Source organism: Streptomyces sp. NPDC046881 (assembly GCF_040645015.1).
In the GTDB taxonomy this organism is placed as follows: domain Bacteria; phylum Actinomycetota; class Actinomycetes; order Streptomycetales; family Streptomycetaceae; genus Streptomyces.
Genome location: NZ_JBEYXJ010000167.1, coordinates 1 through 13,472, shown reverse-complemented (window position 1 = coordinate 13,472; position 13,472 = coordinate 1). Strand labels below are relative to the sequence as shown.

Genomic DNA, 13,472 nt, shown 5'->3' with positions numbered 1-13,472 from the left:
GGCGAGACCACGAGGGTCTCGCCGCCCCGCTCGACTGCGTCCACGAGTTCGAGGCGGCGCCGCATATCCCTCGTTTCCCAGCGGTAGAAAGCACCTTGGTGGCAGTCTGCTCAACAGCAGATACGCAAAGTGTTAAGTACAGGCAGGCAGCCGGAGGTGCACGTCCCGTGGCGTCCAATGTCAATCCCACCGTCCGGCGGCGCCGGCTGGGCCAGGAGCTGCGCAGGCTCCGCGAGCTCAAGGGCATGACGGCCGAAGAGGTGGCGGAGCGGCTGCTCGTGTCGCAGTCGAAGATCAGCAGGCTGGAGAACGGCCGCCGGAGCATCAGCCAGCGCGATGTGCGCGACCTGTGCGGGGTGTACGAGGTCGAGGACCAGCGGATCGTCGACTCGCTGATGGAGATGGCCCGTGACTCCAGACAGCAGGGGTGGTGGCACACCTTCGGGGACATCCCGTACAGCGTGTACATCGGGCTGGAGACGGACGCGGAGTCGCTGCGGGTGTACGAACCCCAGCTGGTGACCGGACTGTTGCAGACCCGCGCCTACGCCGAGGCCCTGGTGCAGGGCGCGTTGCCGGAGACGTCGACGGCCGAGATCGAGAAGCGGGTCCAGGTGCGGATGCGCCGACAGGAACGTATCACCGCCGAGCACAACCCGCTCCGGCTGTGGGTGGTGCTGGACGAGGCGGCCCTGCGCCGGCTCGTGGGCAGCAGGCTGGTGATGCGGGAGCAGCTGGAGCACCTGATCGAGATGTCCCAGCTGCCGCACGTCACCGTGCAGGTGCTGCCGTTCGAGGTGGGCGCGCACCCGGGGCTCAATGGCCAGTACGCGATCCTGGAGTTCGCCGACGCGGCCGACTCCAGCGTGGTGTACCTGGAGGGCGTCACCAGCGACCTGTACCTGGAGAAGGCGCAGGACGTGCAGAAGTACGCCGTGATGTACGAGCATCTGCGGGCCCAGTCCCTCAACGTGGAAGCGTCCCGGCAATTCATCGCGGATGTGGCGAAAGTGTACGCGGACTGAGCCGGTGTCACGCGGGGCGCGGGATCGTACACCGTCGATCGGCTCCAGTGGAAGGCCCACCTGGAATATGCCATCCGGTTGAGTGAACGACTCCTCCGGCAGGCGCAGTTGCCCGGTAGCGTCGATCACGCCAATCAGACGACATGGTTGGCGTGAACCGCACCACCGCAACTCGCAACAGGAGTGGACATGGCACTGATTCAGGGCGCTTCGGAGACGTGGATGAAGTCCTCCTATTCCGCGGGCAACGGCGCCTGCGTCGAGGTCAAGTCGCCCACCGCCGCCGAGCTCGCCGTCCGCGACTCCAAGACCCCCGAGGGCCCCGTCCTGGCCTTCCCCGCCGACGCGTGGAACGCCTTCGTGTCCTCGGTCAAGGCGTGAGGGGTTCTCCCTGACCCTGGCCCGGACAACAACCGCACAAGTTCCACCAGGCGAGCCCTCTCGACCAGTCGCCGTCCTTGCCGAGAGGGCTCACCGCCTGGTCCGGGACCAGGAGGAAGCGGTACGCGGGGCTCAGCCCAGCTGGGCCTCGATCGCCGAGACCACCTCGGCCGACTCCGGCTCGGTCTGCGGGGAGAACCGCGCGACGACCCGACCGTCCCGCCCGATCAGGAACTTCTCGAAGTTCCAGCGGATGTCCCCGCTGTGCCCCTCGGCGTCCGCGACCCCGACGAGCCGCTCGTACAGCGGATGCCGGCCCTCCCCGTTCACCTCCACCTTCTCGGTCAGCGGGAAGGTCACGCCGTACGTCGCCGAGCAGAACTCCGCGATCTCCTCGGCGGTGCCGGGCTCCTGCCCGAGGAACTGGTTGCAGGGCACGCCCAGCACGGTGAAGCCCTGCTCGGCGTACCGCTCCTGGAGCTTCTCCAGCCCGGAGTACTGCGGGGTCAGGCCGCACTTGGAGGCCACGTTCACGATGAGCACGGCCTTGCCCGCGTACTGCGGCAGGTTGGCGGAGCCGCCGGTGAGCGCCCCGATCTCGACATCCAGCACGTTGTGGTCAGTAGTCGTCATGCCCGGATGCTAGCCCCGCCGGGGCACGAGACCCCTGCCCGGCCTCGACCAACACGTCACCGGCCGCCGTCCGCGTGTACAGCACCGACCGCCCGGCCCGCCGCCGCTCCACCAGCCCCGCCTCCCGCAGCACCCTCAGATGCCGCCCGACCGAGCCGAGGCCCTGCCCGGTGACGGCGGTCAGCTGGCTGGTGCTCATGGGGGAGCCGAGCAGCACGAGCACCCCGGCCCGGGCCGCCCCGAGCAGCGCGCCCAGCCCCGCGGGCACCGCGCGTCCGCCGTCCCCGGCCAGGACGCCGGTGCAGGGATAGACCACGGCGTACCGCTGCCCCTCCTCCCAGGACACCCACCCCGTGCGCTGCGCGGTCACCGGCACGAACAGCAGCTCGGCGCCGGAGATCTCACGCGGCGGGTACTCGTGCAGATTGATCTGGAACCGGTTGTCCCCCAGCCACCGGGTGCCGCCCGGCCGCAGCGAGTCCAGCACACCGGCCCAGCCGTCCCGGCTCACCCGTGCGGTCCGTGCGACCACGTCCGCCTCCAGCACCCGCCGGCGCCGCTCCCAGTACGGCCGTACGGTCTCCCGCCACACCCACTCCAGCAGCCCGGCCGCCCGCTCCGGCAGGTCGTCCCGGTCCAGCTCGGCCGGGAGCGGCCCGGCGAGCGAGAGCCGCAGATGGGCGCGGGCGGCGCCGGGCCCGGCCGCGCGCACCCGGGCCACCTCCTCGGCGAAGCTCTCCCCGGCGCGCGGCGCGGGGGTGAGGAAGTCGGCGATCCACTCGCGACCCAGCCCCGCCCGCACCAGCCGGGCCGTCACGGGGTCGGCCGCGAGCCGGGCCCGGTAGCCGGGCAGGTGGCTGCCCAGCCAGGCGTGCTCACCGGGATGCGACCCCCGGCCGGCGTGCAGCAGCTTCAGGCAGGCGAAGGTCTCGGCGAGCGGCGAGATGACGAACCGGCTGTGCGCGAGGGTGTCCGCGTTGAGCTGCCACCACCCCATGCGGCCCCCGTCCCGTACGGCCCGTAGGCCCCTGTGGCCGTTCGCGACCACGGCCTTTCGCGCCTCGGCGAAACAATAACGAGCCGTCCGCGGCCCCGCCGAGACTCCGGGGCATGCCCAGCTACCGATCCCTGCTCCGCACCCCGGAGTTCACCCCGCTCCTCCTCGGCGCGGCCGCGAAGACCGCGGCCCAGACCGTCGGCGGCCTCGCCCTCGGCACCCTCGTGTTCCGGGCGACCGGCTCCCCGCTGCTGTCGGCGCTCAGCATGTTCGGCGCGTCGCTCGCCCAGGTGCTGGGCGCCACCTTCCTGCTGTCCGGCGCCGACCGGCTGCCCCCGCGCACCGCACTGACGGCCATCGCGCTGGTCTTCGCGGCCGGCACGGCGGTGCAGGCGCTGCCCGGCCTGCCCACCGGCGTGCTCCTCACCGTCGTACTCCTGCTGGGCCTGGTCGCCTCGCTCGGCGGCGGGATCCGCTGGGGGCTGCTCAACGAGATCCTCGGCAAGGACGGCTATCTGCCGGGGCGTTCGCTGTTCAACATGATGAGCGGGCTGATGCAGATCGCCGGGTTCGCCACCGGCGGCGCCCTGCTCGCCGCGCTCTCCCCGCGCACCTGTCTGCTGCTGGCGGCGGCCCTGTACCTGGCGGCCGCGCTCGTCCTGCGGCTCGGCCTGACCGCCCGGCCGCCCCGCGCCGCCGGCCGGCCCTCGCCCTCGGCGACCTGGCGCACCAACGCCGAGCTGTGGTCGTCCCGGCCGCGCCGCCTGACCTACCTGGGCCTGTGGCTGCCCAACGGCATGGTCGTCGGCTGCGAGTCGCTGTACGTGTCGTACGCCCCGCACGCGGCCGGCACCCTGTTCGCCTGCGGGGCGCTCGGCATGTTCGCCGGGGACGTGACGGTCGGCCGGCTGCTGCCCGCCGCGGTCCGCGCCCGCCTGGCCACCCCGCTGCTGCTCCTGCTGGCGACGCCGTACCTGCTGTTCGCCGTGCACCCGCCGGTGCCGGTGGCCGCGGTCTGCGTGACCGTGGCCTCCGCCGGCTTCGGGGCGAGCCTGGTGCAGCAGGAGCGGCTGATGCGCCTGACCCCGGACGCCATGGCCGGCCAGGCCCTCGGCCTGCACTCGGCCGGCACGCTGACCCTCCAGGGGCTGAGCGCGACGGCGGCGGGGACGCTGGCCCAGCTCGCCTCGCCCGCCGCGGCGATGACCGCGATGGCGGCGGGCTCGGTCTGCGTGACCCTGGCGCTGGCTACGGCCGCTCGACGGGCTCCGGCCCCTCCGTCGGCAGCGCCGGCGCCGGAACGGACTCCGTCGTGACCTCGGCGTCGATCTTCTTCACCGCCCGGTCGAAGTAGCGCAGCAGCTCCACCGGGAACGGCATGACGAGCGTGGAGTTCTTCTCGGCGGCCACCTCGACCACGGTCTGCAGCAGGCGCAGCTGCATGGCCTCCGGGGTGTCCGACATGATCCGGGAGGCGTTGGCGAGCTGCTGCGCGGCCTGGAACTCACCGTCCGCGGTGATGACCCGGGCCCGCCGCTCCCGCTCGGCCTCGGCCTGCCGCGACATCGACCGCTTCAGCGACTCGGGCAGCTGGACGTCCTTGATCTCCACCCGGTCGATGTGCACACCCCACCCGGCGGCCGGGCTGTCGATCATCAGGGCCAGGCCCTCGTGCAGCCGCTCCCGGTCGCTCAGCAGATCGTCCAGGTCGCTCTTGCCGATGATGGACCGCAGGGAGGACTGGGCGACCTGGCCGACGGCGAAGACGTAGTCCTGCACCTCGATGGCCGCGCGCAGCGGATCGGTGACCCGGAAGTAGACGACGGCGTCGACCTTCACCGACACGTTGTCCCGGGTGATGCCCTCCTGGGTGGGCACCGGCATCGTCGCCACCTGCACGTTCACCTTGCGCATCCGGTCGGCGAAGGGGATGAGGAAGGTGACGCCCGGCTGCCGGTGGCTGGGCAGCGCCTTGCCCCACCGGAACACCACCCCGCGCTCCACCTGGTTGACGACCCGCATCCCGCTCTTCAGCACGAGCAGCAGGAGGACGGCGGCGACCACCACTGCGACGACGGTGCCTTCCATGGCACTCCCCTTCTCCGACACGATCCGGACAACGGGGAGGACACGGGGAGCAGGCCGTGCGGATCCGGCCCCGGCGTCAGGGAAACGTAAAGAAAGGGCGGGCTGCCGGGGCGGCGGGCCGGGGTGCGGGGACGGCGGTGCCCCGGCGTCCGGACAGGCGTCTGGGGCCCGGGTGGGCGCCTGGGGCGCACGTGCCGGGGGCGGCCGCCCCCGCGGGGCCGGAAAGGAATCTGGTCCCGGTGTCACCCCGCGTCTTCAATGGCTGGACGGCACGGGCCTGCGGGGGCGGCCCCGCCGGCCGTCCACCCAGAGGAGCGCTGGATGACTGCGACGACTGCCGCCGGGCCCGCGGACCGGACCGGCCGGACGGGCCCGGACGCCGCATGACCGGGACCGGGGTGGCGGCACACCCGTCCCTCGCCTCCCTGGCCGCCGCCCGGCTGGAGAAGACCGTCTCCGCCGACGCGGTGCGCCACAACCTGGCGGTGCTGCGCGCGGCGGCCGGCGGCCGGCGGATCGTGCCCGTCCTCAAGGGCGACGCGTACGGGCTCGGCGCACCGGCCGTGGCCGGACTGCTGCTGGAGTCGGGCGTGGGCGCGCTGGCCGTCGACACCGTCGCTGAGGGCGCCACGCTGCGCGAGCACGGCATCGGCGTACCGGTCCTGGTGATGGACGTCGACGTCGCCGGCAACGCCGAGGCCTGCGCCCGGTACCGGCTGATGCCCGCCGTCGCCGGCCCGGAACAGATCGGCCGCCACGAAGCCGTGGCCCGCCGGCGCGCCGAGCCGGTCACCGTGTGGCTGCGGACGAACGTCGGCTTCAACCGGTTCGGGCCGCGCGAGGAACGGGACTTCGACGCCGTGCTCGGCCGGCTGCACCGGGCGCGCGCCGCCGTCCGGGTCGCCGGGGTCTTCGCCCATCTGTCCAGCTCCGCCGCGGACGCGCGGGAGACGGCGGAGCAGGCCGCCGCGTTCCGGTCCCGGGCGGCCCGGGCGCGCGCGGTGCTCGGCCGGCACCTCACGGCCTCGCTCGCCGCGACCCACGGCCTGCTGCACCCCTCGGCGCTGCACGGCACGGACTGGGTACGGCCCGGCATCGGCCTGTACGGGCTGCTCCAGCCCGGCGGCCGCGACCTGCCCGGCTGGGCGGGCTCCGGCCTGGGCCGGCTACGGCCCGCGGTCACCGTACGCGCCCGGGTCCTGGACCTCGTCACCGTCACCCGCCCGGAGGGGCTCGGCTACGACCGGACCGCCGCCGTCGCCCCCGGCCGCCGCCTGGCCACCGTCGCCATCGGCTTCTCCCGCGGGGTGAGGGGACCCGCGCCGGCGTTCACCGGCCTGCTGCACGGGCGGAACTGCCCGATGGTGGGCCGCCCCGGCATGGACTGCGCCCAGTTCGACGTGACGGATGTACCGGACGCGCGGCCGGGGGACTGGATGACGCTGCTCGGCAGGGAGCGGGAGGGCGGACTGCCGGAGCGGACGGCCCAGGACGTGAGCGCGGAACTGGGCCTGACGCTGTACGAACTCCTCGCCGCCCTGCGCATGCCCGTACGCCTGGAGCCCGGCACCCCGGCCGAACCCACGGCAACTCCCTGACACGGGAGGGCCGTCCCTCGTAAGGGTGGACGTCGTACGGCCGCCGGCCCGACGAATACCGGTCAACTTCCCGACAGAGCCCCGCATATGCGACGGCACGGGAGTCCCGCCCGTGGGACGCTGTCCCCGCCGAAGGACCCCAGCGCCCCCACCACCGCCCTCCTGCCCCCTTGCGCGCTTGCCCCCATCCCTCGCGACCCCGAGGTGTGCCATGTCCATCGCTTCCGCCGCCCCTTCGCTGTCGCCGGCCGAACTCCGCAGCGTGTTCGAGGGGAACACACAGGACGAGCTGGTCGGCATCGAGATCGAATCGGCCGCACTGGACCCGCGGACCGGTACGGCGATCCCGTACGCGGGAGAGTCCGGCATCGGTGCCTACCTGGCCTTCCTGGCCGCCGAACCCGGCGTCGAGGCCGTCCACGACTACGGCACCCTGGTCGGCGTCCGGCTCCCCGACGGCGGACAGGTCTCGCTGGAGCACGGGGGAGCGGTGGAGTACTCCTCGCCGCCCGCGCGCTGCGTGGCCGACCTGATGGACATCGTCCACGCCGCCCTGCGCCGACTGGCCGCCGCGGCCGACCGGTTCGGCTTCGCGCTCGTCCCGGGGGCGCAGTACCCGTGCACGTCCTTCGAGGACGTGCAGTGGATGCCGCACTCCCGTACGGCGATCATGCGCGGCCACTTCGAGAGCCTCGGCCGGGAGGGCATGTGGGGCCCCCGGATCATGTCCATGATCCTGTCCACCCAGGTGTCCTTCGACTACACCTCACCCGCAGACCTCGCCGAGAAGCTCCGGGTCCAGGCCGCGGCCTCCACCCCGGCCGCCGCGCTCTTCGTCAACGCCCCGCTGGACGGCGGAAAACCGTGCGGCGCGCTGTCCCGCCGCATGCAGTTCTGGAGCCTGGCCGACCCGGCCCGCACCCGGGTCGTCCCGGTGACCCTGCGGGAGGACTTCACCATCGACCGCTTCATCGACTGGGCGCTGGGCCTGCCGATGATCCACCGGGGCACACCGGACGGCAGCCGCGAGCGGGTGCGCCCGGTCCCCTTCGGCACGCTGCTGACCGACGGCTTCGAGGACGGCACCAGGCCGACCCTCCAGGACTGGCGCGACCATCTCTCCCAGATCTTCCCGGACGTCCGGCTCAGGGACACGCTGGAACTCCGGGCCGTGGACGGCCTCCCCTACCCGGCACTGGCCGCGGTCCCCGCCTTCTGGAGCGGCCTGACGTACGACGCCCCCACCCGGGCGGCGGTCTGGGACCTCCTGCGCGGCATCACCCCCGGGCAACACCTCGAAGCCCTGGACGACATCGCCCTCCGCGGCATGGACGCCACCCTCGCCGGCCGCCCGGTACGGGACCTGGCCACCGAACTCCTCCGCCTGAGCGAGACCGGCCTGCAGGCCCGCATCGCCGCGGGCGCGGAACGCCCCGAAGCCCTGGCCTGCCTGACGCCCCTCAAGGAAGTGGCCCGCACCGGCAGGACCTTCGCCGACCGCACCCTGGCCCTGTTCCACCAGGACCCGGCCCACTTCCCGCAGAACTACGTGGCCGCCCACCGGATCCCCTGAACCGTCAGAGCCGGACACCCCGGACGGCAAACACGGATCCCAGGTTGCTCCAACGCCTCAACTTTTTTGGATGTGGCGTGCAACCATACGGCTCCTTCATGGGTCCTTCACGTGCAAGCCACAGAACCCTTGGGGGGATCTTGAACAACCGCACCCGCATCAGACTCGTCGCCACCGTCGTCGCCGCCGGCATCGGCACGCTCGGCCTCACCGCCTGCAACGACGGCGACACCGTCACCGACAAGCCCAAGGCCAAGGCGTCGGCCGGCACCACCGCCGGCAAGAAGCCGGCCGCCGAGAAGAGCGCCACGCCCGAGGTCGCCAAGGTCGGCGACACCATCGCGCTGAAGGGCATGGAGGACGGCAGCAAGCTCGACGTCACGGTCGTGAAGGTCGCCGACCCGGCGAAGTCCGGCGACGAGTTCACCACGCCCGAGTCCGGCAACCGGTTCGTCGGCGTCCAGTTCAAACTGGTCAACACGGGCACCGCGGCCTACGCCGACAGCCCTGGCAACGGCGCCCAGATCACCGATGCCGACGGCCAGCAGTTCCAGAGCACCTTCGCCGACATCACGGCGGGCCCTTCCATGTCCAGCGACGTGAAGCTGAAGCCCGGCGGCAAGGCGCTGGGTTGGATCGTGTTCGAGGTCCCCAAGGGGTCCAAGACGGCCACCGTCCAGTTCACCATGGACTCCGGGATGGCCAACCAGACCGGTGAGTGGAAGCTGTCCTAGCCGCCGAGGCGGGGGCGCGGGCGAGGACGTCGGCGATGACGTGGCCGACGTTCGCCGGTGTCCCCGCGCCCGGTGCCGGGGCCGTGAGCCGGGCCGAGGGCGGTTCTGCGCGACGCGGGCCGTCGGGAATAGCCTGGAGAGGAGCGGCACCGGGACGGAGCGGACCCCTCCCGATGCACTCCCTTTCACCGAGGGGGACGCGGAAAAGGGAGGCGAACAGCCATGCCCTGGAATCTCACCGGCACCTACCTGGAGAGCTGCAACTGCGACGTGGTGTGCCCCTGCACCACCTCGGGCCTCACCGCACCGGCCGACCACGAGCGCTGCCAGGTGACCTTCGCGTTCCACGTGGACAGCGGGAACGTGGACGGCACGGACGTCTCCGGCCGCAACGTCGCCGTCTTCATCGATGCGCCCCGGGTGATGGCCGACGGCGGCTGGCAGGTGGCGCTCTACCTCGACGCCTCGGCCGACGACGGCCAGGCCGAGGCGCTGGCCAAGGTCTTCTCAGGCCAGGCCGGCGGGCCGATGGCGGCGCTCACTCCGCTCATCGGCGAGGTCCTCGGCGTGGAGCGCGTTCCCATCGACTACCGCGACGACGGCCGCCGCCACTCCGCCCGGGTGGGCGGCGCCATCGACATCGAGATCGAGGACCAGGTCGCCCCGCAGTTCGGCGAGGACGGTCCGGTCATGGGACTGACCGGCATGTTCCACCCGGTGAACAGCACACTGACCATCGCCCGGTCGACCCGGGCGAAGGGCGACGGCGTCTACGGCCGGTCCTGGGACTTCTCCGGCGGCAACGGACACTCCGCGCCCTACACGTGGTCCGCGTGACCGGTTGGCTGGTCACCGTACGCCGCCGGGCGGCCCCCGCCGGACTGCTGCTGGCCGCGGCGTCCGCCGCCTGGGTCTGGGCGGTGACCCGATCGGGCGGCATGCAGGCGATGCCGGGCACCATGGGCCTGCGCCTGCCCGCGTTCCTGTCCATGTGGACGCTGATGACGGCCGCGATGATGCTGCCCGCCACGGCCCCCGTCGCCGCGCTGTACGCACGCACCCTCACCGTGCACCGGACACCGCGCATGGTCGTGTTCACCCTCGCCTACCTGCTGGTCTGGGGTGCGGCCGGGCTGCCGGCGTACGCGCTGGCCGCCGGCCTGGGCAGGGCGGCGGACCTCCCCGCGGCCGCCGGGACCGCGGTGGCCGCCGCCGTGTTCGCGATCAGCGGCCTCTACCAGCTCACGCCCCTCAAAGACCGCTGCCTGGCGAGGTGCCGCTCGCCGATCGGGCTGATGCTGCGCTACGCCTCGTACCCGGGGCTCTCGCGCGATCTGCGTGCCGGAGCCCACCACGGGGCCTTCTGCCTGGGCTGCTGCTGGTCGCTGATGGTGCTGCTGGCGGCGTTCGGAGTGATGAACCTGTGGGCCATGGTGGCCCTGACCGCCGTGATCACCGCCGAGAAGCTCGTTCCGGCCGGCCACCTGGTGGCCCGCGCCGTGGGAATCACCTCGATCGCCCTGGCCGTCGCCGTCATCTGGGTACCGGAGCTGGCCCCGGGCCTCACCGGTGGCGGTACCGCCGGGATGTGAGGAAGCCGGGCTGCCGCCCTCTCCCCGGCACCTGCACGCCGTGACCGGGAAAGTCCGGCCGGCAGGGCAGTCGGATCCCCTCCCGCGCCCGTCTTTACAGGGGAACGAGGGAGGGCACACTTGAACGCCGACGAGGAACGCCAGTTCCGCGAGTTCGTGGCGGCGCGGTCGAGATCGCTGCTGCACACGGCCTACCTGCTGACCGGAGACTGGGAGCAGGGCCGGGACCTGCTCCAGACCGCGCTCGCCTCCACCGCCCGGCGCTGGTCGAAGCTGCGCGACCGGGAGCAACCGGAGATCTATGTGCGCCGGGCTCTCTACCACGCCCAGGTGGACCGCTTCCGGCTGCTCAGCTGGGGGCGGGAGACGGTCACGGAGACCCTGCCGGACCGGCCCTCGGGGCAGGGCGCCGACTGGGCCGACACCGTGGTCCAGCGGCAGGACATCATGTCCGCGCTGCGGCGGCTGCCCAAGCGCCAGCGTGCGGTGATCGTGCTGCGGTACTTCGAGGACCGGCCGGACGGCGAGATCGCCGCGATCCTGGGCGTCGCCCAGGGGACGGTCCGCAGCCAGACCCACAAGGCCCTCGCCTCCCTCCGCACCGCCCTGGCCGGGGCCGAGCCGTCGGCCTCCACCTCCACCGCCTCCGGAAGGGGCGTCACCGCATGAACGACTCGACCGAACACCCGCGGCACGCAACGCTGCTGCACGACGCCCTGCAGGCCCACGTCCGAGAGAACGGCGGGGACGCCGCCGGTGCCTATCTGGCCGGCCTGGCCGACGGCGCGCTGCGGGTCGCCCGGCGGCGGCAGTGGCTGGCCCGCGCCGGGGCCGGAGCCGTCGCCGTAGCCGTGGCCGCCACCGCCTGGGTGGCCGTCGCGGCCGGCGCGCCCCCGCACGCGCACGTGGTTCACCCCGCGGCGGGAGGCGACACCGGGAAGGCGGCCCCGCTCTCCCTCCTGCCGGTCACCTCGGCCACGGAGCACGCCTGCACCCCGGGCAGCGGCGGCTACACCGTGCACGCGACCGCGACCCAGCCGGCGCTCTGCGTCCACGCCGACCGGACCAGGGGCATGACCGCCGTCCGCGTCACCTCCGCGAAGGCCGAGAAGAGCACCACCGACGGCACCTGGCAGGTCGAGGTGACCCTCGGCCCCGCCGACCGGACCCGTTTCGCCGCCCTCACCGGCTCCCTCGCGGCGGCCCCGGCCCCGCGCAACGAATTCGCCATCGTCATCGACGGCAAACTCTGGGGCAGACCCGCCGTGACCTCCTCGATCCCCGGCGGCCGCTTCGAGATCGTCGGAACCTACGCCGGCGACCTCACCGCCACCACCGCCCACCACCTCGCCCACCGGCTGGACCCCGCCGGGTGAGGAGCAGCGAGGGCAGGCTTCACACCGGAGCCGTCCTGCGCCGGTAGTACGCGAGCGTCGTGGCCGCGAGGAGCGGAGCCCAGGCCAGCAGCGGGGCGTAGCACACCACGAGGAGTACGTGCTGGGCCGGCGTCTGCGTGACGCGCCCGATCAGCCCCGTCGCCTGGGTACAGGTGAACCACACCGCCACCGCGCCCAGCACCGCCGCCCCGAGCAGGGCCGGCACGGCCGCCGCGAGCGTACGCACGGGCCGTCCGCCGATGAACGGGAGCCAGCGGGGTGCGACCTCGCCCCACGGCCGCACCAGGCCGAGGGTGAGCAGGGCGAGGGCCTCCGTCAGCAAGGTCAGCGAGACGGCTACGACCGCCTCGCGACCGTTCCGGCCCGACTGCTCGGCCACCGGCACCCCGGCGACCTGGGCGATCCGCCACAGCCCGGACGGCAGAGTGACAAGCGGCACCGTGTGGGCGGCGAGAACAGCCCACCGAGGAACACCGGGCAACGCGTCGATCTTCACCATGGGCTCCATCGTGCTCACGCCGACACCCCCGCACATCCGCACGCAGGAGGACGAGCCCTCCTCTGCGGGCAGTACGGCGCTCCGGCGCTCCGGCCCGGCATTGGGTCCGCCCATCTGGGGCAGAAGGGACAGGGCAGCCGGCTGGTCGGTGAAGGAGGAAGCAGTGGGAGAGGACTCGTCGCTGAAAGCCGTGGGGTGGGCGCGCTCGCTGCCGGTGAGCCGGGGGGTGAAGGAGGCCAGGGACTGGACCCGTGACCACCTGGCCTCGCTCGGGTGGCTGCGCACCGCCCCGGACCTGGTGGACTCGGTGCTGTTGACCGTGTCCGAGCTGGTCACCAACGCCCACAAGCATGCCCGCAGCACGGCGCAGTTGATCCTCCTGTGGGATGAGGCGTGCCTGCACGTGACCGTTCACGACGCCTCCCCCGAGCTGCCCGAGCAGCGCCGTCCCGATGCCGGTGCCCTGGGAGGCCGCGGTCTGATGCTGGTCGACGCCCTCGCCGACACCTGGCAGGCCCACCGTTGCCCGCACGGCAAGGACATCATCGCCTGCTTCCAGCCGCCCTCGCCGTCGACCACCGCATGACCTCGTTTGTGCCCGGGATGCCGGGGCACCAGGGCTGCACCGCGACACAAGCTACGAGGAGGCGTGATCCATGACCGCCGGTGAGAAGGCCAAGGCGAAGACCGAGCAGGCGGAGGGCAAGGCCAAGGAGGCCCTGGGCGACGCCGTCGGGAACGACCGCATGGCCGCGGAGGGACAGGCCCAGAAGAGCGCGGGTGACGCGCGGGAGGCCAAGGAAAAGGCCAAGGACGCCTTCAAGCACTGACACCGCAGCCCTGGGCTGAGAGAAGGGGGGGGGCCGCCCGGCCGGGCGGGGGGGCCGCGGCCCCCGGGGGGTGGGGTGGGGGGGGTTTAAAATAGGGTGGGGGGCCCCGGGGGCGCGGGGGGGCG

16 protein-coding genes are annotated in these 13,472 nt (G+C 73.0%); 12 read left to right on the top strand and 4 right to left on the bottom strand.

The window, feature by feature from the left end:
- The first annotated feature begins 167 nt into the window (after positions 1-167).
- Both ABZ923_RS39230 and ABZ923_RS39225 read left to right on the top strand, forming a co-directional pair.
- A complete protein-coding gene (locus ABZ923_RS39230; RefSeq protein WP_361482499.1) occupies positions 168-1,025 on the top strand; it encodes a helix-turn-helix transcriptional regulator in 858 nt (285 codons plus the stop codon).
- A gap of 189 nt (positions 1,026-1,214) precedes the next feature.
- Positions 1,215-1,406, top strand: a complete 192-nt coding sequence (locus ABZ923_RS39225) for a DUF397 domain-containing protein (RefSeq protein ID WP_171155353.1) — start codon at positions 1,215-1,217, stop codon at positions 1,404-1,406.
- A 132-nt stretch (positions 1,407-1,538) separates the two neighbouring features.
- Here the strand turns inward: ABZ923_RS39225 and ABZ923_RS39220 are convergent, their stop codons facing one another.
- Together ABZ923_RS39220 and ABZ923_RS39215 are read right to left on the bottom strand one after the other, a co-directional pair.
- Positions 1,539-2,039 carry a glutathione peroxidase gene (locus ABZ923_RS39220; RefSeq protein WP_361482495.1) on the bottom strand — a complete coding sequence of 167 codons (501 nt, stop codon included), beginning with the start codon at positions 2,037-2,039 and terminating at the stop codon, positions 1,539-1,541.
- Positions 2,026-3,036: an ArsR family transcriptional regulator gene (locus tag ABZ923_RS39215; protein ID WP_361482492.1), complete on the bottom strand. Its 1,011-nt coding sequence runs from the start codon at positions 3,034-3,036 to the stop codon at positions 2,026-2,028. Before ABZ923_RS39215 ends, ABZ923_RS39220 begins: the two co-directional genes overlap by 14 nt.
- A 113-nt stretch (positions 3,037-3,149) precedes the next feature.
- Between ABZ923_RS39215 and ABZ923_RS39210 the strand changes: the two genes are divergently transcribed.
- Positions 3,150-4,352 (top strand): MFS transporter, encoded by a 1,203-nt coding sequence (locus ABZ923_RS39210; protein ID WP_361482489.1) that lies wholly within the window; start codon positions 3,150-3,152, stop codon positions 4,350-4,352.
- Here ABZ923_RS39210 and ABZ923_RS39205 read toward each other — a convergent pair.
- A complete protein-coding gene (locus tag ABZ923_RS39205; protein ID WP_361482486.1) occupies positions 4,285-5,124 on the bottom strand; it encodes a slipin family protein in 840 nt (279 codons plus the stop codon). The genes ABZ923_RS39210 and ABZ923_RS39205 overlap by 68 nt on opposite strands.
- Positions 5,125-5,507: 383 nt before the next feature.
- On the opposite strand from ABZ923_RS39205, the gene alr reads away from it, so the two are divergent.
- The 7 genes from alr to ABZ923_RS39170 all read left to right on the top strand — a co-directional run bounded on the left by alr (position 5,508) and on the right by ABZ923_RS39170 (position 11,997).
- Positions 5,508-6,722, top strand: coding sequence for an alanine racemase (gene alr, locus ABZ923_RS39200; RefSeq protein ID WP_361482483.1), 1,215 nt, complete (start codon positions 5,508-5,510; stop codon positions 6,720-6,722).
- 211 nt (positions 6,723-6,933) lie between these two features.
- Complete coding sequence (locus tag ABZ923_RS39195) at positions 6,934-8,295, top strand: glutamate-cysteine ligase family protein (RefSeq protein ID WP_361482480.1); 1,362 nt, start codon at positions 6,934-6,936, stop codon at positions 8,293-8,295.
- A 140-nt stretch (positions 8,296-8,435) separates the two neighbouring features.
- On the top strand, positions 8,436-9,029 hold the full coding sequence (locus ABZ923_RS39190) for a DUF4352 domain-containing protein (RefSeq protein ID WP_361482477.1): 594 nt from the start codon (positions 8,436-8,438) through the stop codon (positions 9,027-9,029).
- Between the two features lie 222 nt (positions 9,030-9,251).
- Positions 9,252-9,866 (top strand): DUF1326 domain-containing protein, encoded by a 615-nt coding sequence (locus tag ABZ923_RS39185; protein ID WP_361482475.1) that lies wholly within the window; start codon positions 9,252-9,254, stop codon positions 9,864-9,866.
- Positions 9,863-10,621, top strand: a complete 759-nt coding sequence (locus ABZ923_RS39180; RefSeq protein ID WP_361482472.1) for a DUF2182 domain-containing protein — start codon at positions 9,863-9,865, stop codon at positions 10,619-10,621. The genes ABZ923_RS39185 and ABZ923_RS39180 overlap by 4 nt, the downstream gene beginning before the upstream one ends.
- Positions 10,622-10,741: 120 nt before the next feature.
- Positions 10,742-11,290, top strand: coding sequence for a SigE family RNA polymerase sigma factor (locus ABZ923_RS39175; RefSeq protein WP_361482469.1), 549 nt, complete (start codon positions 10,742-10,744; stop codon positions 11,288-11,290).
- A complete protein-coding gene (locus ABZ923_RS39170) occupies positions 11,287-11,997 on the top strand; it encodes a hypothetical protein (protein ID WP_361482467.1) in 711 nt (236 codons plus the stop codon). Before ABZ923_RS39175 ends, ABZ923_RS39170 begins: the two co-directional genes overlap by 4 nt.
- A 19-nt stretch (positions 11,998-12,016) precedes the next feature.
- Here ABZ923_RS39170 and ABZ923_RS39165 read toward each other — a convergent pair whose 3' ends face one another.
- Positions 12,017-12,526 (bottom strand): hypothetical protein, encoded by a 510-nt coding sequence (locus ABZ923_RS39165; protein WP_361482502.1) that lies wholly within the window; start codon positions 12,524-12,526, stop codon positions 12,017-12,019.
- Between the two features lie 154 nt (positions 12,527-12,680).
- Between ABZ923_RS39165 and ABZ923_RS39160 the strand changes: the two genes are divergently transcribed.
- Together ABZ923_RS39160 and ABZ923_RS39155 are read left to right on the top strand one after the other, a co-directional pair.
- Positions 12,681-13,103 carry an ATP-binding protein gene (locus ABZ923_RS39160; RefSeq protein ID WP_361482464.1) on the top strand — a complete coding sequence of 141 codons (423 nt, stop codon included), beginning with the start codon at positions 12,681-12,683 and terminating at the stop codon, positions 13,101-13,103.
- 70 nt (positions 13,104-13,173) lie between these two features.
- A complete protein-coding gene (locus tag ABZ923_RS39155) occupies positions 13,174-13,347 on the top strand; it encodes a CsbD family protein (RefSeq protein WP_078894053.1) in 174 nt (57 codons plus the stop codon).
- Positions 13,348-13,472 lie beyond the last annotated feature (125 nt).